At 57.4% G+C, this 18,354-nt stretch carries 13 protein-coding genes, 2 tRNA genes and 4 pseudogenes; all 19 read left to right on the top strand.

Going from position 1 to position 18,354, the window contains the following annotated elements; all coding sequences use genetic code 11:
* Positions 1 to 169: 169 nt before the first annotated feature.
* The 19 genes and pseudogenes from IPM73_10525 to IPM73_10435 all read left to right on the top strand — a co-directional run bounded on the left by IPM73_10525 (position 170) and on the right by IPM73_10435 (position 18,351).
* A tRNA-Val gene (locus tag IPM73_10525) sits at positions 170 to 246 on the top strand.
* 133 nt (positions 247 to 379) lie between these two features.
* A pseudogene (gene thrS / locus IPM73_10520) lies at positions 380 to 2,295 on the top strand (threonine--tRNA ligase).
* A 27-nt stretch (positions 2,296 to 2,322) separates the two neighbouring features.
* Entirely contained in the window at positions 2,323 to 2,853 is a 531-nt protein-coding gene (infC, locus tag IPM73_10515; protein MBK8918458.1) for a translation initiation factor IF-3, read from the top strand.
* 83 nt (positions 2,854 to 2,936) lie between these two features.
* Positions 2,937 to 3,119: a 50S ribosomal protein L35 gene (gene rpmI, locus IPM73_10510; GenBank protein ID MBK8918457.1), complete on the top strand. Its 183-nt coding sequence runs from the start codon at positions 2,937 to 2,939 to the stop codon at positions 3,117 to 3,119.
* A gap of 25 nt (positions 3,120 to 3,144) precedes the next feature.
* On the top strand, positions 3,145 to 3,504 hold the full coding sequence (rplT, locus tag IPM73_10505) for a 50S ribosomal protein L20 (protein MBK8918456.1): 360 nt from the start codon (positions 3,145 to 3,147) through the stop codon (positions 3,502 to 3,504).
* Positions 3,505 to 3,669: 165 nt separating this feature from the next.
* Positions 3,670 to 4,713: pseudogene (gene pheS, locus IPM73_10500) on the top strand (phenylalanine--tRNA ligase subunit alpha).
* Positions 4,710 to 7,085, top strand: a complete 2,376-nt coding sequence (locus IPM73_10495; GenBank protein ID MBK8918455.1) for a phenylalanine--tRNA ligase subunit beta — start codon at positions 4,710 to 4,712, stop codon at positions 7,083 to 7,085. Before pheS ends, IPM73_10495 begins: the two are co-directional and overlap by 4 nt.
* A gap of 12 nt (positions 7,086 to 7,097) precedes the next feature.
* Positions 7,098 to 7,400, top strand: coding sequence for an integration host factor subunit alpha (locus IPM73_10490; GenBank protein MBK8918454.1), 303 nt, complete (start codon positions 7,098 to 7,100; stop codon positions 7,398 to 7,400).
* Positions 7,384 to 7,653: pseudogene (locus IPM73_10485) on the top strand (MerR family transcriptional regulator). The gene IPM73_10490 and the pseudogene IPM73_10485 overlap by 17 nt, the downstream one beginning before the upstream one ends.
* A gap of 141 nt (positions 7,654 to 7,794) precedes the next feature.
* Positions 7,795 to 7,871 (top strand) — tRNA-Pro (locus IPM73_10480).
* Positions 7,872 to 8,221: 350 nt separating this feature from the next.
* On the top strand, positions 8,222 to 8,821 hold the full coding sequence (locus IPM73_10475) for an NADAR family protein (protein ID MBK8918453.1): 600 nt from the start codon (positions 8,222 to 8,224) through the stop codon (positions 8,819 to 8,821).
* A gap of 2 nt (positions 8,822 to 8,823) precedes the next feature.
* On the top strand, positions 8,824 to 10,806 hold the full coding sequence (locus IPM73_10470; protein ID MBK8918452.1) for an HAD-IIB family hydrolase: 1,983 nt from the start codon (positions 8,824 to 8,826) through the stop codon (positions 10,804 to 10,806).
* On the top strand, positions 10,799 to 11,905 hold the full coding sequence (locus IPM73_10465) for a hypothetical protein (GenBank protein MBK8918451.1): 1,107 nt from the start codon (positions 10,799 to 10,801) through the stop codon (positions 11,903 to 11,905). The genes IPM73_10470 and IPM73_10465 overlap by 8 nt, the downstream gene beginning before the upstream one ends.
* Positions 11,905 to 13,827, top strand: coding sequence for a hypothetical protein (locus tag IPM73_10460; protein ID MBK8918450.1), 1,923 nt, complete (start codon positions 11,905 to 11,907; stop codon positions 13,825 to 13,827). Before IPM73_10465 ends, IPM73_10460 begins: the two co-directional genes overlap by 1 nt.
* 1 nt (position 13,828) lies before the next feature.
* Positions 13,829 to 15,001: a hypothetical protein gene (locus tag IPM73_10455; protein ID MBK8918449.1), complete on the top strand. Its 1,173-nt coding sequence runs from the start codon at positions 13,829 to 13,831 to the stop codon at positions 14,999 to 15,001.
* Between the two features lie 125 nt (positions 15,002 to 15,126).
* Positions 15,127 to 15,936 (top strand): hypothetical protein, encoded by an 810-nt coding sequence (locus tag IPM73_10450; protein MBK8918448.1) that lies wholly within the window; start codon positions 15,127 to 15,129, stop codon positions 15,934 to 15,936.
* A complete protein-coding gene (locus tag IPM73_10445) occupies positions 15,933 to 17,012 on the top strand; it encodes a nucleotidyl transferase AbiEii/AbiGii toxin family protein (GenBank protein MBK8918447.1) in 1,080 nt (359 codons plus the stop codon). The genes IPM73_10450 and IPM73_10445 overlap by 4 nt, the downstream gene beginning before the upstream one ends.
* Positions 17,009 to 17,923: pseudogene (locus tag IPM73_10440) on the top strand (hypothetical protein). The gene IPM73_10445 and the pseudogene IPM73_10440 overlap by 4 nt, the downstream one beginning before the upstream one ends.
* 107 nt (positions 17,924 to 18,030) lie before the next feature.
* Positions 18,031 to 18,351, top strand: a complete 321-nt coding sequence (locus IPM73_10435; GenBank protein MBK8918446.1) for a hypothetical protein — start codon at positions 18,031 to 18,033, stop codon at positions 18,349 to 18,351.
* Positions 18,352 to 18,354 lie beyond the last annotated feature (3 nt).

Raw genomic sequence — 18,354 nt, 5'->3', positions numbered from 1 at the left:
GGTTGCCACGGTTCAGCGGCTGGTCTTGCTCTATCGACGCTCTGCCTGGCATGACCAGTTGGGCAGTCGCACGGCTACCGGCATATTTCGTGCGGCCCCAGGCGGTCGAGCAAGCCTGGGATCGCTTGCTTGACTTCGATCCTTCCTCCCGTATAATGCGCGGCTCCTCAGGCGCATAGCTCAGTTGGTTAGAGCACCACCTTGACATGGTGGGGGTCGGTGGTTCGAATCCACTTGCGCCTACCAAATTCCTTGACGGAGCGATTCCATGACTTTCCGAACTAGCAGCACCGCTGTTCTGAAGCCCTGATCGAGTTCGCTGTCGTTGAACAAAAAAGTGCGGCTCGCCCGCACTTTTTTTTTGCCCGAGGCCCGGAAAATGCCCGACGTCAAACTGCCTGATGGTTCCATCCGCTCCTATCCCAATTCGCCGACGGTGGCCGAAGTCGCCGCCAGCATCGGTGCCGGCCTGGCCAAGGCCGCCCTGGCTGGCAAGGTGGATGGCAAACTGGTCGATACCTCCTTCCTCATCGACCGTGACGTGGAACTGGCCATCGTCACCGACCGCGACGCCGAAGGCCTGGAAATCATCCGTCACTCCACGGCCCACCTGCTCGCCTACGCTGTAAAGGAACTCTTCCCGGACGCCCAGGTGACCATCGGCCCGGTGATCGAGAATGGCTTCTACTACGATTTCGCCTACAAGCGCCCGTTTACGCCGGAGGACCTGGAAGCCATCGAAAAGCGCATGGCCGAACTGGCCAGGCAAGACATTCCTGTGAACCGCGAGGTGTGGGAGCGGGATGAGGCGGTCAAGTTCTTCCTCGGTCAGGGGGAGAAATACAAGGCCGAACTGATCGGTGCCATTCCGGCCGGCGAGCAGGTTTCCCTCTACCGGGAGGGTGATTTCATCGACCTTTGCCGCGGTCCCCACGTGCCGACTACCGCCAAGCTCAAGGTTTTCAAGCTCATGAAGGTGGCCGGTGCCTACTGGCGTGGCGACGCCAAGAACGAGATGCTGCAGCGTATCTACGGTACGGCCTGGGCGAAGAAAGAAGATCTGGAGGCCTACCTGCACATGCTGGAGGAGGCGGAAAAGCGCGACCATCGCCGCCTAGGCAAGCAGTATGACCTTTCCACATGCAGGAAGAAGCGCCGGGCCTTGTTTTCTGGCACCCCAAGGGTTGGGCCGTGTGGCAGGAGATCGAGCAGTACATGCGTGCCGTCTATCGCGACAACGGCTACCAGGAGGTGCGCTGCCCCCAGATTCTCGACAGGAGCCTGTGGGAGAAATCCGGCCATTGGGAGCATTACAAGGACAATATGTTCACCACGTCCTCGGAAAACCGGGATTACGCGGTGAAGCCCATGAACTGCCCCGGCCACGTCCAGGTATTTAACTCCCACCTGCGCTCCTACCGCGATTTGCCCCTGCGCTACGGTGAGTTCGGCTCCTGCCATCGCAATGAGGCCTCAGGGGCTCTGCACGGCCTGATGCGGGTACGTGGGTTTGTCCAGGACGACGGCCACATTTTCTGTACCGAAGACCAGATCGAGGCCGAGGTAACGGGTTTCAATACCCTGGTGAAGAAGGTCTACGCCGATTTCGGCTTCCACGAGGTGGCGGTCAAGCTGGCCCTGCGTCCGGAGGGCAGGGTGGGTTCCGACGCGGTGTGGGACAAGGCGGAAGCCGCCCTGCGTCAGGGCCTGCGCGCCTCCGGTCTGGAATGGACGGAGTTGCCGGGGGAGGGTGCCTTTTACGGGCCAAAGATCGAATTCCACATCAAGGATGCCATCGGGCGTTCCTGGCAGTGCGGCACCATGCAGGTGGATTTTTCCATGCCTGGCCGACTGGGCGCCGAGTATGTCGCAGGCGACGACACCCGGCGCCCGCCGGTGATGCTCCATCGCGCCATTCTGGGGTCGCTGGAGCGCTTCATCGGCATCCTCATCGAGAACTTCGCCGGCGCCTTGCCGCTCTGGCTGGCCCCGGTGCAGGCGGTGGTCCTCAATATCTCAGAAAAACAGGCCGAGTATGCGGCCGATGTTGCACAGAAGCTGCATCAGGCGGGCTTTCGGGCCGATGCCGATTTGCGCAACGAGAAAATTACCTATAAAATTCGGGAACATAGCTTGAACCGGCTGCCTTATCAGCTCGTCGTTGGCGACAAGGAAAAGGAAGCCGGACTGGTGGCCGTGCGTACCCGCGGCGGTCAGGATCTGGGGCAGATGCCCGTTGATGACCTGATCGAGCGACTTCGGAGGGAAGTCGCGGCGCGAAGTGGCACGGCTTAACTTTTGTCGTTTTCGGGAGTTTGAACCATCGCTCAGAACAAGGCGAATCGCCTCAACGAAGAAATCACGGTGCCGGAAATCCGTCTCATTGGGGAAGAGGGCGAACAAGTTGGCGTAGTTAGCATCAGAGCCGCCCTGCAAATGGCGGAGGAAGCAGAACTCGATCTGGTCGAGATCGCTCCCCTGGCGAAGCCGCCGGTCTGCCGCATCATGGACTACGGCAAGTTCAAGTACCAGGAAGCCAAGAAGGCCCACGAGGCGAAACTCAAGCAGAAGCAGGTCCAGGTCAAGGAAGTCAAACTGCGGCCCGGTACCGACGAAAACGATTATCAGATCAAGCTCAGGAACATGACGCGCTTCCTGGAAGACGGCGACAAGGTGAAGGTGACCTTGCGCTTCCAGGGCCGCGAAATGGCGCACCAGGAATTCGGGATGCGCCAGTTGGAACGGATCAAGGCCGATCTTGATGCCCTCGGGTTGGTCGAGCAGATGCCGAAGATGGAAGGCCGCCAGATGATCATGATCATCGCCCCGGCCAAGAAAGTCGTAACAAAGTAGTTTGCAGCACCCATAAGTGCCTACGGGTCCTCGAAGCGTTCCCGCCGGGAACCACCTGACGGCATGTCATTAAGGAGCAGAAAATGCCCAAGATGAAGACCAAGAGCAGCGCCAAGAAGCGTTTCTCGATCCGCGCCGGTGGCAGCATCAAGCGCGGCCAGGCGTTCAAGCGCCACATCCTGACCAAGAAGACCACCAAGAACAAGCGTCACCTGCGCGGTGCCGTTGGTGTTCTGAGCGCGACGCAGCTTCCGTCCGCGCCATGATGCCCTACGCGTAAGGAGACAGAAGATGTCCAGAGTCAAACGTGGTGTAACGGCGCATGCCCGTCACAAAAAGGTTCTCGACCAGGCCAAGGGTTACCGCGGTCGTCGCAAGAACGTATACCGCATCGCCAAGCAGGCGGTGATGAAGGCCGGTCAGTACCAGTACCGTGACCGTCGTCAAAGGAAGCGCCAGTTCCGCGCCCTGTGGATCGCTCGTATCAACGCTGCTTCCCGCGAGCTGGGCCTGAAGTACAGCACCTTCATGAACGGCCTCAAGAAGGCCAACATCGAAGTGGACCGCAAGGTTCTGGCCGATCTGGCCGTGTTCGACAAGCCCGCGTTCGCGGCCTTGGCCAATCAAGCCAAAGCCCAACTCGGCGCCTGATTCCGCACCGCCTCCAGGCCAATACTTTGTCGACGTCGCTTGCCGTACAACCCGTACTGTCTGCGCGCCGTCTTCCCGTCTTGACCTGAATGCGGCATGGAAATTTCGAAAAGGAGGCGCAAGCCTCCTTTTTTGTTCCACCGTCGTGAAGTGTTGGGCCCCAGCATGGACAATCTCGATTCAATCGTCAGCGAAGCGCAACAGGCCTTCGCCGCCATTTCCGATCCCGATGCCCTGGAGCAGGCCAAGGCCGGTTTTCTGGGCAAGAGCGGCCAGATCACCGAACTTCTGAAGGGCCTGGGCAAGCTGCCGCCCGAAGAGAAGAAAACCGCCGGCGCCGCCATCAACCGCGCCAAGGAAGCGGTCGAGGTCGCCCTCAACGCCCGCCGCGAGGCCATCCGCAAGGCCGCCCTGGAGGCGCGCCTGGCCGAGGAAGCCCTCGATGTGACCCTGCCGGGTCGAGCGGAAACCCGTGGTGGCCTTCACCCGGTGACGCGGTCCCTGGAGCGTATCGAGGCGCTGTTCCGCTCCATAGGGTTCGAAGTGGCCGATGGCCCTGAGATCGAGTCCGATTTCCACAATTTCACGGCTTTGAACACGCCGGAGGATCATCCGGCCCGTTCGATGCACGACACCTTCTACCTGCAGGATGACGCTGGCCAAGTGGCGGACGGCATCCTGCTGCGCACCCATACCAGCCCCATCCAGGCTCGCTACATGCAGGCCCACGTGGCCAAGTACGGCCATCTGGAGCACATGCCGGAAATTCGCATCATTGCCCCTGGGCGCGTCTATCGAGTCGATTCCGACGCCACCCATTCCCCCATGTTTCACCAGGTGGAAGGCCTGTGGATCGGGGAAGGCGTTTCCTTCGCCGACCTGAAGGGCGTGGTGGCTGATTTCCTGCGCCGCTTCTTCGAGAGCGACGACCTCAAGGTCCGTTTTCGACCGTCCTTCTTCCCCTTCACCGAGCCTTCCGCCGAAATCGACGTGGCTTTCGAGGCGGCGCCCTGGAGGGACGCTGGTTGGAGATTGCCGGCTGCGGCATGGTGCACCCCAACGTGCTGCGCATCGCCGGCATCGATCCGGAAAAGTACCGGCTTCGCCTTCGGCTTCGGCCCCGACCGCCTGACCATGCTGCGCTACGGGGTCAATGATCTGCGCCTCTTCTTCGAGGGCGACCTCCGTTTCCTGAGGCAATTCGTATGAAATTCTCCGAATCCTGGCTGAGAACCCTCGTCGATCCGCAACTGTCGAGCGACGAACTGTCCCATCTGCTGACCATGGCCGGCCTCGAAGTCGAGGAACTGGACCCGGTGGCGCCGCCCTTCGACAAGGTGGTCATCGCCCGCGTCATCGAGGTGAACAAGCACCCGGATGCCGACCGCCTCAACGTCTGCAAGGTCGATGTGGGTGAAGACGAACTGCTGACCATCGTCTGCGGTGCCCCCAACGTCGCGCCCGGGCTGCGGGTGCCGTGTGCCCTGGCCGGGGCCGTGTTGCCTGGCGACTTCGCCATCAAGACCGCCAAGGTCCGCGGCATCGAATCCTCGGGCATGCTGTGCTCCCCCAAGGAGTTGGGCATCGCCGAAGACGCTTCCGGCCTGCTCATCCTGCCGGACGATGCGCCCCTGGGCCAACAGATTCGCAATTACCTGGATCTCGACGACGCACTGTATACCCTGAAGCTGACGCCGAATCGTGCCGATTGCCTGTCCATCCTGGGCATCGCCCGGGAAGTGGCGGCCATCACCGGCACGCCGGCTAAACTGCCGCAAGTGCCTGACGTGCCGGCCACCATCGCCGACACCCGCGCCGTGGTTCTCGACGCCCCGGACGCGTGCCCCCTCTACTGCGGTCGCATCGTCAAGGGCGTCAATGCCAAGGCGCCGACGCCGGAGTGGATGAAGCGCCGCCTGGAACGGAGCGGCATTCGCGCCATTTCCGCCCTCGTCGATGTCACCAACTACGTGATGCTGGAGTTGGGACAACCTTTGCACGCTTTCGACAACACCAAGTTGGAAGGTGCGGTTCATGCCCGCATGGCAATCCCCGGCGAGCAACTGCTGCTGCTCAACGAGCAGACCATTGCCATCGATGCCGACGTGCTGATGATCGCCGACGACGCCAAGCCCCTGGCCATGGCAGGCATCATGGGGGGCGAAGAAAGCGGCATCAACCTGGAAACCAGCGAGCTCTTCCTGGAGTCCGCATTCTTTGCGCCCAAGGCGATTGCCGGTCGGGCGCGGCGCTATGGTTTTTCATCCGATGCCTCCCACCGCTTCGAGCGAGGCGTCGATTTCGGTGGCGCCAAACGTGCCATCGAGCGGGCGACGCGGCTGATTCTGGATATTTGTGGCGGCGCTGCCGGTCCGGTGGTCGAGGCCGCGGCGGCGCTGCCCGAGCGCACACCGGTGCGTCTGCGGACGTCCCGTGCAGTCCGCGTCATCGGCATGGCGTTCAGTGCCGAGCAAATCGGCAGGCTGTTCGCCGGTTTAGGGCTTCCCTTTACCCGCGAGGGTGACGATTTTCTGGTGACGCCGCCAACCTGGCGCTTCGACCTCGAAATCGAGGAAGACCTGATCGAGGAAATTGCCCGCCTGCACGGCTACGACAGCATCCCGGCCCCGGCTCCCCGCGGTCCCTTGTCCATGCTGCCGCAATCGGAAAACGAGGGCTCGGTGCAAGGTTTGCGCCGTGTTCTGGTGGATCGGGGCTACCAGGAGGTCGTCAACTACGCCTTCGTGCAAGAATCCTGGGAAGCGGATTTCGCCAACAATCAGACCCCGATCCGTCTGGCCAACCCCATCGCCAGCCAAATGGCGGTCATGCGCGCCGGCCTGATCGGCGGTCTGGTGGACAATCTGGTCACCAACCTTAAACGCAAGCAGAGCCGCGTTCGCCTTTTCGAGACCGGGCGTACCTTTCACCGCGATGCCCAGGGCGGCCCGGTGCCCGGTTTCCGCCAGCCCTGGCGCCTGGCCGGCCTGGCCTACGGGGGCGCTTTGCCCGAAGGCTGGGGCAGCGGTGGCCGCAAGGTCGATTTCTACGACGTCAAGGGTGATCTGGAGGCCCTGTTGGCGCCCCGTGCCGTGCGTTTCGAGAAGGCCGCTCACCCTGCGCTGCATCCTGGGCGCTCGGCCCGCCTCGTGCTCGATGGGCATGAACTCGGTGTCGTTGGCGAATTGCATCCCGAGTGGGTCCAAAAGTATGACCTTCCCCATTCGCCGGTGGTCTTCGAACTCGAACTGGACAGTGTCAAGTCGGCCACGATTCCGGTGTATCAGGAGGTGTCCAAGTTCCCGCCGGTGGTGCGCGACCTGGCCGTCGTCGTGGATCAGGGGCTGATTCTGCAGGCCCTCCTGGATGGCTTGAAAGGGCAGCTTCCGGCCATCGTGCAGGACGTCCAACTGTTCGATGTGTACGCCGGAAAGGGGGTTCCTGAAAACAAAAAAAGTCTTGCGTTCCGTATAGTTATGCAAGATACTCAACGCACTTTGCAAGATTCGGAAGTCGATGCTGCTGTGCAGCAAATGACCCTTTTCCTGGAGCGGAACCATGCCGCTCACTTGCGCGCCTGATGGACAACAACAATGACGCTAACCAAAGCTGAACTCGCGGATCTTCTGTTCGAGAAGGTGGGATTGAACAAGCGCGAGGCCAAGGACATGGTGGAGGCTTTTTTCGAGGAAATTCGTAATGCCCTCGAGACCGGCGACGGGGTCAAGCTCTCCGGCTTCGGCAATTTTCAGTTGCGCGACAAACCGCAGCGCCCCGGTCGCAATCCCAAGACCGGGCAGGAAATTCCCATCACCGCACGTCGGGTCGTCACCTTTCACGCCAGCCAGAAACTGAAGGGCGACGTGGAACTGGCCTACGATGGAACCCAGGTCTAAGTCTGGGGGCGGAGAAGAACTTCCGCCCATTCCCGCCAAGCGCTACTTCACCATCGGCGAAGTGAGCGAGTTGTGTGGCGTCAAGCCCCATGTGCTGCGTTACTGGGAGCAGGAATTCACCCAGTTGAAGCCGGTCAAGCGGCGTGGCAACCGACGCTATTACCAGCACCACGAAGTGCTTCTCGTGCGGCGTATCCGGGAGTTGCTTTACAACCAGGGGTTCACCATCAGCGGCGCCCGCAATCGCCTTGACGATCCTGCCTCGGATGAGCCCGTATCCGTCGCCCCGGAACCGGTGGCGGTAGCCCCTAACTTGCGCAGCGAAATCCCTCGCCGTAATCGACGTTCTCAGCCTTTGACTCCGGGCGCGTTGTGGGTATAATGCGCGGCTCGTCGGGGCGTAGCGCAGCCTGGTAGCGCACTTGCATGGGGTGCAAGGGGTCGCGAGTTCGAATCCCGCCGCCCCGACCAATAGAATCAAGTACTTAGGCCAATCTTCGGATTGGCCTAAGTACTTTCTAGTGCCAATTTTTGAAATTTCCCCCCACATTTCCCCCCACAGATTCGTGGGCTGATATGGGACCACTTTTGTAGCTTTCGTGAAGTGTTGTAAATTGCCGTAGCAACCGGATGCCGCCGATTCTGCGTATGTCTAGGTGCTGACTGACTTTGGGCGTCTCCACAGTAGGGGGGCGATAAGGCGCCGCAATGTCGCCTCTCCCAGTCCCTCTTGCGCAGGCATAATTGCACTCTCTCCTCCGCCGCTTGCCACGGCAAAGAAATCTTTATCCGTTGACGCCGCCCGTGAAGGAAAAATCCACATGAACAAAATCAAAAAGGAACGAGCGCAATCCATATCGTTGATCGAGCAAGATCAGCCGCCCTTGACCGAGATACATTTCTATCGATCCAATGAGAAACCGTATGGGGTCTTTAGTAACTTATTCAGGCGCGCCATCGCATTTGAAGGAGTCGAATTTCCGACGGCAGAGCACGCGTATCAAGCTGGCAAAGCTCGCAAAGAGGCTGTGCGCAAATGGATATTGAGTGCGCCAACGCCTTCATTGGTGGCAATGGCTGCACACGGTCTCTATACATGGGACATCGTTCCGAATTGGTCAAAAATAAAATTCGATCGAATGCGCGAAGTCCTGCGAGCCAAATACACACAACACGAGGACTTGCGAACACTGCTTTTGTCTACTGGCGAAGCGCGGCTGGTTGAATCGTGCCGCACGGACAATCCAGTCAACAGGACCTGGGGAGAAGTAAAGGGCAAGGGGCTCAATATGCTCGGCGTGTTGCTCATGGAAATTCGGACGGAGTTGAGGCAGGCCGAGAAATTGACTGCTCGCAAAAAGAAAGTACAAGTTCGTGGAAAAGCTGCGCGACAAGAGAACAAGCTCGCAGAAGTAAATTGACGATGCTTCACGACAACAAAATGCCGTTCACCCAATACGGCCGTGAACTGCAAAATCTGACTGCGACCTACAGTGCTGCCATGGGGGCGGATGTATCGCGCCTCAAGGCGGCCATTGCTGGCGCCTGCGAATCCAGCGTCATCGGCGTGGGGTCAGGAGGTTCATTTACGGTGGCCTCACTGCTGTGTAACCTCCATGAAGCCTATACCGGGCGAGTCTCCCGGCCTTCGACACCGTTGGAAATTATTTGTAATCCGACGCTCGCCGCCTCCAGCCCTGTATTTCTTATTTCCGCCGAGGGCAAAAATCCGGACATCGTTGAAGCGATGCAGCGCGCCCGCCGGCATAGCGCTCGACCTGTACATGTGGTGACTAACCGCGCCGACTCTCCTTTGATGCACCAGGTCGAACAGTTGACGGACGTCAGTACTCATGTCTACGAACTTGCCGAAAAAGATGGGTATCTCGCGACGAACAGTTTGCTGCTAGATGCCGTGTTGTTCGCTCGTGCATACGGTGAGTTGAATCAAACTCGGGATCACTTGCCAGCCCAGTTTTCTGATCTTCGGATTGGCACGCAGACGTTGGAGGATTGGGTGGCGGAAGCGCAGTCATTCGTAGTTGAATGCGTTTCACGTGGCGCTGTAACCGTAATCTATTCGCCGCTGTTGAAGCCTATCGCTGCTGACCTGGAATCAAAGCTGTCAGAGGCAGCATTGCTACATACCCAATTTACGGATCTAAGGTCGTACGCGCACGGCAGGCATCTTTGGCTTGCCAATCGGTCTCAAGACTGTGCGGTTATTGCACTTACTGAACCGTCACTCGGTGACCTTTGGGGGAGCATGAAGACGTTCTTCCCTAGCGATGTGCCAACGCTGACCATGGGACTTGCAGGCGCTACGCCACGCGACCTGATAGCAGGCCTAGTGGCGCAAATGTACCTCGTCTCAGCGATCGCCAATTGCCTTGGCCAAGATCCGGGCAGGCCTGTGGTTCCCCAGTTCGGCCGCGAACTGTATTACATCAAGCTTCAGGATGTTATTCCCGTCCCTGTAGAAGAAGTGGACGGCATAGAGCGATCTAAGTACGAAGTGCTTGGCGCAAGATGGCCATCTCCATGCAATCACGGCTCGATGCGCAGGGCCAAAGATGAGTTCATCTATTCGCTGGAGAAGCAGCGCTTTCGTGCTGTCGTCTTCGACTATGATGGCACGTTAAGCAGTTCACAGAGAACTGACAGCACTCCTCCTAAAGCCATTCTTGATCATCTGGAACGGCTCGTCCGGTCGGGAGTTGTAGTCGGCATCGCATCAGGCCGCGGAGGATCTGTACAGGAGTGCTTGGAGAAGTGTCTGCCCAACGAAGTATTGAAGGGAATTCAGCTTGGCCTCTACAACGGCGGCTCACTGGCAGATGCAGCGACCACGCCTGTCAAACAACAGGAGACCAGTGAATTCCTTAGCCACGTCACGCGAATCATCGTGCGCCTAAAGGCTCTCGGCGTGCCAATCCACGAACACAAGACTACTCACCCCTACCAAGTTAGCGTTCGATTTCGAGAGGGCCTGCCAACGGACAACATGTGGTTCGTCGTGGCTGACGCACTGCGTCAGGCTGGTCTTGATCTCTCCAGCATGGTTAAGAGCAAACATTCGGTCGACATACTGGCTGCCGGAATCACCAAGTCACGGCTCATCGCGCACATCATCCAGAATTTCAAGATCGACCCTTATGAGATTTTGACGCTGGGGGACCAAGGTGCGTGGCCCGGTAACGATTCCGCACTTCTCGAGCACAGGTTCTCACTTAGTGTGGACGTTCCATCGCGCAGGCTCGATCGCGGTTGGAAGCTTGCACCGCCTCATCGACGTGATGTGGATGCCTCGCTCTGGTATCTGGAACGTCTCATCGAAGACGGTGCGGGAGCTTTTGCTGTGCGCCTTTCGCTGCCAACCCAAACTGGGTCATCCGACTATGCATGACCACAACGCCGCGCAACTGCTTGCCAAGGTCATGGACTGGCGTGATCTTGACGCCCCTCCGCTGTTCCTACCGACGTTGCAGTTGCTCGCAGACTATAAATACGACCACTATCAGCGGTTTGGGCCGGGGCGTCGTTTTATCGAGAGCCTGGCACTTTGGCTCGACCAGTTCAGTCCTGATGATCGCGAAGCGGCGCTTGAACTTGTGACTCGCAGGCTGGTGTACTTCTCAGATGCCGAATTCACCCACTTGGTTACCACTGCATACCCCGACCTGATTGTTCAAGAGCGCATGCGTCTCGTCTCAGAAGAGCACGACATCTCCGCACATCTCGTAGGAAAGATTTCACGCCATCCTCGCTTCAAGGAGCTTCGACTCAAGTCTCTCTATCTGGGATTGAGCGATGGCGCGCGCACCAACGAGTTGCGGCGCGCAAGCGGTGGTGACATCACCAACGAGCAGATATGGCAGGCCTATGAACTGAGCCACGAAAAGGCTGACGACATGCTCAAGGAATTGAAGGCCTCTCTCTCCGACTCCGGATTCAAGCTCGAGCAGCCCCGTTTCAACTTAATCTGGCTACTTGATGATTTTTCCGGGAGTGGTAATACTTATATCCGGTATGACAGCGAAAAACGAGCATTCAAAGGGAAGATCAAGAAGATATTCGAACGCCTTCATCGTGGCGATCTTGTGGACCCATCCCACTACGAAGTTTTCCTTCTTCTCTATACCGCCACCCGTCAGGCCATTGATCACATCGAGTACTGGTCCGAACGCTTTACGTCCGAAAAAGGTTACAAACCGCTGCAGGTGCGGGTGCTATGCCCGATCGAACAAGAAATCTCACTCAAGCGGGAGCCCGATCTAAAGATCCGTGCGCTACTGGAAAAAGCCGACTACTACGACGCCAGAGCGACTGACAAGCACATCGAAGTAGGGGGGACGTCAGATGCCCGTATGGGCTTCGCCGGCTGTGCGTTGCCGGTGGTGCTTTCACACAACTCCCCAAACAACTCTATCTACATACTGTGGGGACCGGAATCGTACAAGCCCTTCGGTCTGTTTCCACGCGTCAGTCGGCATCGAGAATTCTGATGGCCTATCACACCAATCCGTTCTTGGAACGCATGTCGGAGCGCACGACGTCAGACCTCGAATTCGTTCGGCTGTTCTCTCCGAAGATACTGGAGAAGTTAGCAGAAGACGCCTTCAAGGGTGGCATCCATATTTTCAGAAGCGCTCCTGGCGCCGGAAAAACCACGCTCTTGCGCGCATTCACGCCAACAGCTTTGCGCGGATTTTGGACTGCACGCAGATCACCAGAGTTGGCTGAGTCTTTCCAGAAACTTGTATCGCGAGGAGTGCTGGACGATCAGGATCGACCTCAGTTTCTTGGAGTATTGCTCTCTTGCGCTTCCGGCTACGCAGATCTCCCTCCTGGCGCAGATATCAAACACGAAGGATTGTTTCGTGCGCTTCTGGACTGCCGGGTGGTCTTGAGAACACTTCGTAGTGTAGGAGCATTGCTCGGCTTCAGCACGCCAGAGCAGTTTGATACGATTCGGCTGGAGTATGCCGAACAGGCAAATGATTTGAAAGGCATTCCCCGTCTAGCCAGCGCTCGGGCGCTTGCCGATTGGGCGGAGCAACATGAGCAGCGTGTCTATGCGCAGATCGATGCGTTTGTCGGACAGAACACAGCGGACATGCCATCTCACTTTCAGTTCGAGGGTGCGGTGTGGCTCCAGTCAGTGCAATTCGTCGTCGATGGACGCCAAGTTGCATCAAAGCGCTTGCTGATGATCGATGACCTACACAAGCTTCGCCGAAAGCAACGGGCGCTGTTGATCGACGAGCTTGCTGTTCAGCGCTCAACCATCCCTATTTGGCTCGCTGAACGATCCATTGCGCTCGGCGATGGCCTACTTTCACAAGGTGTCCGACAAGGCAGAGACATTCACGAGTACGCGCTGGAAGAAATGTGGAGTGGGCCGAAAGGCCCTTATCAGTTCGCAACGTTTGCGCAAAGTATCTTGGATCGGAGGATGTTGATACAGGATGTCGTCGCATCCAACTCGTTCTCCCAATGCTTGCGCGGAGAACTAGTTCTCGACGAAATCAGGACAGAGGTAGACAGAGGCATTCAGGCCTTTCGCGACGATGTTCAACGACACGAAAGCAACATTCGATATAGCGAGTGGTTGGCCCGAGCGGAACAGCGGAGTGTGGAGGCAAGCATCGATTCATTGGTTGAACTCTATGTCACTCGGATCTTACTTGCGCGAGATGAATCGAAGCGTCAGATGACCCTTGATATGGCCCTGTCGGCAGTGGAGTTGGATGACCGCGATAACTCACAGGTTCGGGGTGCCGCGGAAATATTTATGCACGACGAACTGAAGATTCCCTACTACTTCGGCCTTGATCGATTGTGTGTGATGGCAAGTGCCAACGTCGAGGAACTGCTTTCATTGGCGGCAGCACTCTATGTCGGTATGCAGAACAAGCAGGTGCTTCGCAAGCCAGAACTGACCCTTACCCCGCTCGAGCAAGAGAAATTGCTAAAGGATGCAGCCAAGCGCAAGCGAGAGTTCATTCCCAAGAGTCACACTGAGGGTTTGCGCGCACAACGCCTTCTGGATTCCGTGGGAGTTTTCTGCCGCGAAAAAACATTCGCGCCAAATGCTCCGTATGCACCGGGCGTCACCGGCGTGCGCCTTTCACAGAGCGAACTGCACAAACTCGGGTCGGCAACGAAGGCACTCACCGAGAAAAGCACACTGCTAATTCGTGTTCTGGCCGAATGCGCTGCGGAGAACCTTCTGCTGGCCAAGCAGAGTGCTGCCAGTACATCTCGAGAAAGCGGTACTGTCTTTTATCTAAACCGAACTCTTTGTGCCCACTACGACCTCCCTTTGCAACAAGGTGGTTGGCAGGATGTCACCGCGACTGAAATGATCGATTGGATGGAGAGAGGCCTTGTCCCCATCCGTCGTCGTCGTCTGGAGATGAACTAACGTGCTTTGGGACCACTATGTCTTTCGTCGGGGAAATGGCGTCCACGAATTGTGGGATCGGCTTTTCGAAAAACGCCCGGTTCGCCTGCTCTATATTGCGGGTCGTGGCTTCGACGTTCGTGCCCAGCCTGTCATGCAGGAGATGGTCAATAGCCTGCAAGCATCCGGGCGAAATATCGAAAGTGCTCAGTTGCTTCTTGTCGGTTTTACCGACTATGAGCTTGAAGAGGAGATTGCCCAACTCACAGAAGAAAATGCAGCCCGCTTGGAGGCGATCTTTGCCCCGCTCGGTTCAGTAAAGAATATCCCTATTGGCTCATCCTCGAATGGTGAAGACGACATCAGCGCAAGCGCCGCGCTCAGTATGGGAATACGGGCGGTGCTCGAAGAAGTGATCGATCAAACTGACATCGTTCTCGACGTCAGTTCGCTGCCGCGAGTTGCCTACTTGGCACTGATGACGAGCTTGCTCAACAGGCTTATTCCAAACAAGAACGTCTTTAAGGATGGCCTGCATCCCTTGGCAGCGAACGGTGTCAATTTTCAGGTCCTTGTTGGGGAAGACGCTCGGCTGGACGGGAAAATACGTGCGGAAGACCCAAGCAACGATCTCGTTCTTATACCTGGGTTTACTGGCGCAATGCATGCTGAAAGCGTGCGAGATTGGCCGCTCGTTTGGTTCCCAATTTTGGGCGAGAACAGAGTAAGTCAGTTGCAAAAGCTGATGGCACTCGCGGAGATTCCCGACTCGGCGGAAATCTGCCCCGTACTTCCGCATCCATCCTTGAATCCACGGCGCGCAGACGACCTGTTGGTGGAGTACGCAACGCCGCTGTTTGCAAGCCGCAGAACTCCGACGACCAACATCTTGCATGTGCACGAGTCCAACCCATTCGAGGCATATAGACAACTTCTGAAGGCAATGCAACGCTATAAGGACAGCATGAAGATCCTCGGCGGATGCAGGATCGTCGTGACCCCGCTTGGTAGCAAGTTGGTAACGCTAGGGGCGGGGTTGGCCTGTTTTGAGATGCGGCCCGCCGACCTGAACGCCAAATACGGCGTGGCCATCCCACACGCCGAACCGAAGCGGTATTTGGCGTCAGTTAAAGATCTCAAGGGCTCGAAGCCGGATATTTTCGCGATGTTGCTGACCGGAGAGGCTTACTCCTGAACTCATATCGGAAGCCGAGTTCAACGGTCTCGACATAGAGAGGACTGCCTAAGCGACAGAATTTCGAGCTCGCTCACCGGCAAGATAATCCTAGGTCTTTACCTTGATCGTACTGGACCATTTCTATGGTTTGTCCGAAATTTATCTACAGTTTTCGGACATCTCTTCTTGCAAATTGTCCGAAGAAGTTATACAAATATCGGACAATGAGCACTATGTCTGATCTCAAATCTGCCCTCTCGTCGCAAATCAATGTCGCCGGTCCCGGCCATGTCTGGGTACCTACGGACTTTGCACATCTCGGTAACCGTGATGCGATTGACAAGACACTCCAGCGCATGGTGCTGGCAGGTGACCTGCGGCGTATTGATCGAGGCTTGTACGACAAGCCCGGCATCAACTGTCTGACCCAGCGTCCCACCACACCCGACTATCGCGCGATCATCGATGCTATCGCGAGACGGGACCAGCTGCGCCTGCTGGTGGACGGGATGACTGCAGCCAATGATCTTGGTCTGACGGATGCCGTTCCGGCTCGCGTTACCATTCATACCGACGCACGTCGCCGGGCGATCAAACTCGACCAACTCGTTATCGACTTCAAGCAAACCGCTCCGAGTCGCCTTTATTGGGCTGGTCGTCCCGCCATGCGAGTTGTGCAGGCCCTACATTGGCTGAAAGACACGCTGGTTTCTGATCATGACCGCATCGTAAACCGACTAAGCCAACTGCTCGTCGATTCTGTCCAAGGGGCCGCAATCTGCCAGGATCTGCGCAATGGCTTCAGCGTGCTACCGGCGTGGATGCAGAGTCTGGTCCGTGATCTACCCGGTTGCGATCCTCTGGGCGCCGTACCCATGACTTTGCCGGTGCGTAGCGGGGTTAAACCCCCAGTCGATCCTACTTGGACAAAAGGCGTAAGGGGCATGCGTTGAATCCTTCTTTCCGCGATGTCATCACCGCCGCCGATGGCGATCGACTTGATTTGTTTCTCGGCACAGCCGCTCGCTTGGGTACAGCAGTCCAGAACGTCGAAAAGGACTTCTGGGTCTGCTGGACCTTGGATGCTCTGTTCAACAGCTTAGCCGCTGGTGGTCCCAGGCTTCTATTCAAGGGTGGAACCTCCCTGTCCAAGGCTTTTGGCCTGATCTCCCGTTTTTCCGAGGACATTGATATCACGGTTTTTCGTGATGATTTGGGACAGGCTGTCGACGTGGCCGACCTGGATGCCTTGAGCGGCAAGAAGCGACGGGCACGACTTGAAGCTATCCGGGTGGCTTGCCAAACCTATATCGCTGGCCCAATGGCAGATCAGTTTACGCAGATTGCCAGCGCCGTCATTCCCGATGGCCACTTTCACCTGGAACTCGATCCGGGGGACAAAGACGGCCAGACGCTTCTGTTCTGGTATCCCGCCGTCACGCCTACAAGCGACGATTACATTCGTTCCGCCGTGAAAATCGAATCCGGTGCGAAGTCGGCACTCGACCCCCACATTGCGGCAACAGTCACACCATATGTCGCGCAGGACTTGCCCGCGCTGGATCTCACCGTCAACAACGTGACCACGGTAAAGCCAGAACGCACCTTCTGGGACAAGGTCATCATCTTGCATGGCTTGCGGCAGTGGCACGATCGTCGCGGAGAGCTGAGGCACGGGGGGCAGCGCGTCTCGCGCCACTATTATGACGTGCACCAACTGATGCAGGCTGCCGCGTCGCCTGAGTGGCAAGCCGATCAGGTACTCGCCATCGATTGCGCTCATCACGCCAGGTTTTTTTTCGGCAGCGCCGATTTAGGTTTAGAGACAGCCCACCCTGGCTCCTACACGTTGACCCCGAGTGCGGCCATGCATGACGCGTTATCCAGGGACTACGAAGCCATGGCCAGCATGGTTTTTGGTGAAATTCCCACACTCAGTGCGGTACTGTCCAGCATCGAACGATTGGAAGAGGTCGTAAACAGCGCGGTAGTTACAGAGACACTGATGCAGAAAGAATCACGCACGTGAGCGATTATTTCAGTGATCGAGAAAATGGCCCCCGCGCGCGGACTGAACAGGTCATTTCACCCGTTGTCTGGGACGGTGTAGTGGCGACGGTACAGGGACTGATTAACAGCGGCGCCTTCGGTTTGCATTTTCCGGAGCGTTGCCCAGATGGGCAAGCTATTTGTGGCTGTGATCAGGATGTCATCGCCGCTTCCGTAGTTGCAGAAATGCCGGGATTAACGTGGCCGCTCGAAACGTCCAGGTTGGTGGATGACAGTTTCCTGTAGCAGCGTGAGCCTTTTGCACCGGACACATTACTGATCCTGAATTTCGTCGAGTTCGTCTACGCTTCAGTGGCGAAGCCGATACCAGGGAAACTCCACGACTTCTTCAATCACCACCATTTCACCTTCGATCAGCAGCCCGGACAAGAAGAGTTCCGGGCGACGGTCAATCGGATCTTTTCGCGCAATGGCGTGGCCTTCGAAATGTTGTCGACCGGCCGCATTGTGCGTGTCCTGCCGCCGGTACTTGGCGAGGACTTGAAACGGACAATTTTTCGGACTGGCGACCGGACCCTCGACAACATGCTGGACGAATGTCGGATCAAGTTTTCTGATCGAAATCCTCTGGTGTGCCGCGAGGCCTTGGAGCGCTTGTGGGATGGGTGGGAGCGGCTCAAGTCTCTTGCAGACCCCAGCGATAAGAAAAAATCTATCAAGATCATTCTCGACGCCATCTCTGCAGAACCGTCACTTTGGGAGCGACTGGAGAATGAAGCGATTGAACTGACATCCATCGGCAATAGCCATCTCATTCGTCATTCAGAGGTCAATCAGGTGCCCGTCATCGACGTGGATCAAGTCGATTATCTGTTCCATCGGCTGTTCGGGATGATCCAGTTGGCTCTGAGAAAAAAGAGCTCTGCATGAGAAATTCTCTGAGGCAGCAGGCCTTGGTGGTGGAAATGATGCTTGACTGATTGGAAACTGCCTTGCAGCTTGCTCCGCTCGATGTAGGCTGAATCCAGGAGGTCGAAATGAGAAAACTCATCTTCGTGGGATTTACCACAGTGGGCGCCCTGATCGGTTGGCTCTCCGTTACGGATAGCGATTGGGGAACCCGCCTTGTGATGATGGGCGTTGGCGTACTTTTCGCGGCGCCCATTGGCGGGGCTCTGGCCGGCATCGGAAAAACGGGACGATCCCTTGGGTGGGGCGAAAGCAAATTACCAAGTGATGGCACTTCATCGAAAGACATTGCGGCAAACTACTGGCGTGACGAAGGGCATTCACCGTTTGCGAAATCAGGAGCCAGCGAGGGCGAAATGCATCGGTGGGATCGAGGCTCCGCCGGCTGATGA

Source organism: Betaproteobacteria bacterium (assembly GCA_016720065.1).
Lineage (GTDB): Bacteria > Pseudomonadota > Gammaproteobacteria > Burkholderiales > Rhodocyclaceae > SSSZ01.
This window is presented reverse-complemented; position numbering and strand designations above follow the sequence as displayed.

Bases quoted from the DNA above. Each gene is read 5' to 3' on its own strand.
- rpmI (MBK8918457.1), top strand. From the start codon at position 2,937: ATGCCCAAGATGAAGACCAAGAGCAGCGCCAAGAAGCGTTTCTCGATC.
- rplT (MBK8918456.1), top strand. From the start codon at position 3,145: ATGTCCAGAGTCAAACGTGGTGTAACGGCGCATGCCCGTCACAAAAAG.
- IPM73_10495 (MBK8918455.1), top strand. From the start codon at position 4,710: ATGAAATTCTCCGAATCCTGGCTGAGAACCCTCGTCGATCCGCAACTG.
- IPM73_10490 (MBK8918454.1), top strand. From the start codon at position 7,098: ATGACGCTAACCAAAGCTGAACTCGCGGATCTTCTGTTCGAGAAGGTG.
- IPM73_10475 (MBK8918453.1), top strand. From the start codon at position 8,222: ATGAACAAAATCAAAAAGGAACGAGCGCAATCCATATCGTTGATCGAG.
- IPM73_10470 (MBK8918452.1), top strand. From the start codon at position 8,824: ATGCTTCACGACAACAAAATGCCGTTCACCCAATACGGCCGTGAACTG.
- IPM73_10465 (MBK8918451.1), top strand. From the start codon at position 10,799: ATGCATGACCACAACGCCGCGCAACTGCTTGCCAAGGTCATGGACTGG.
- IPM73_10460 (MBK8918450.1), top strand. From the start codon at position 11,905: ATGGCCTATCACACCAATCCGTTCTTGGAACGCATGTCGGAGCGCACG.
- IPM73_10450 (MBK8918448.1), top strand. From the start codon at position 15,127: ATGGTTTGTCCGAAATTTATCTACAGTTTTCGGACATCTCTTCTTGCA.
- IPM73_10435 (MBK8918446.1), top strand. From the start codon at position 18,031: ATGAGAAAACTCATCTTCGTGGGATTTACCACAGTGGGCGCCCTGATC.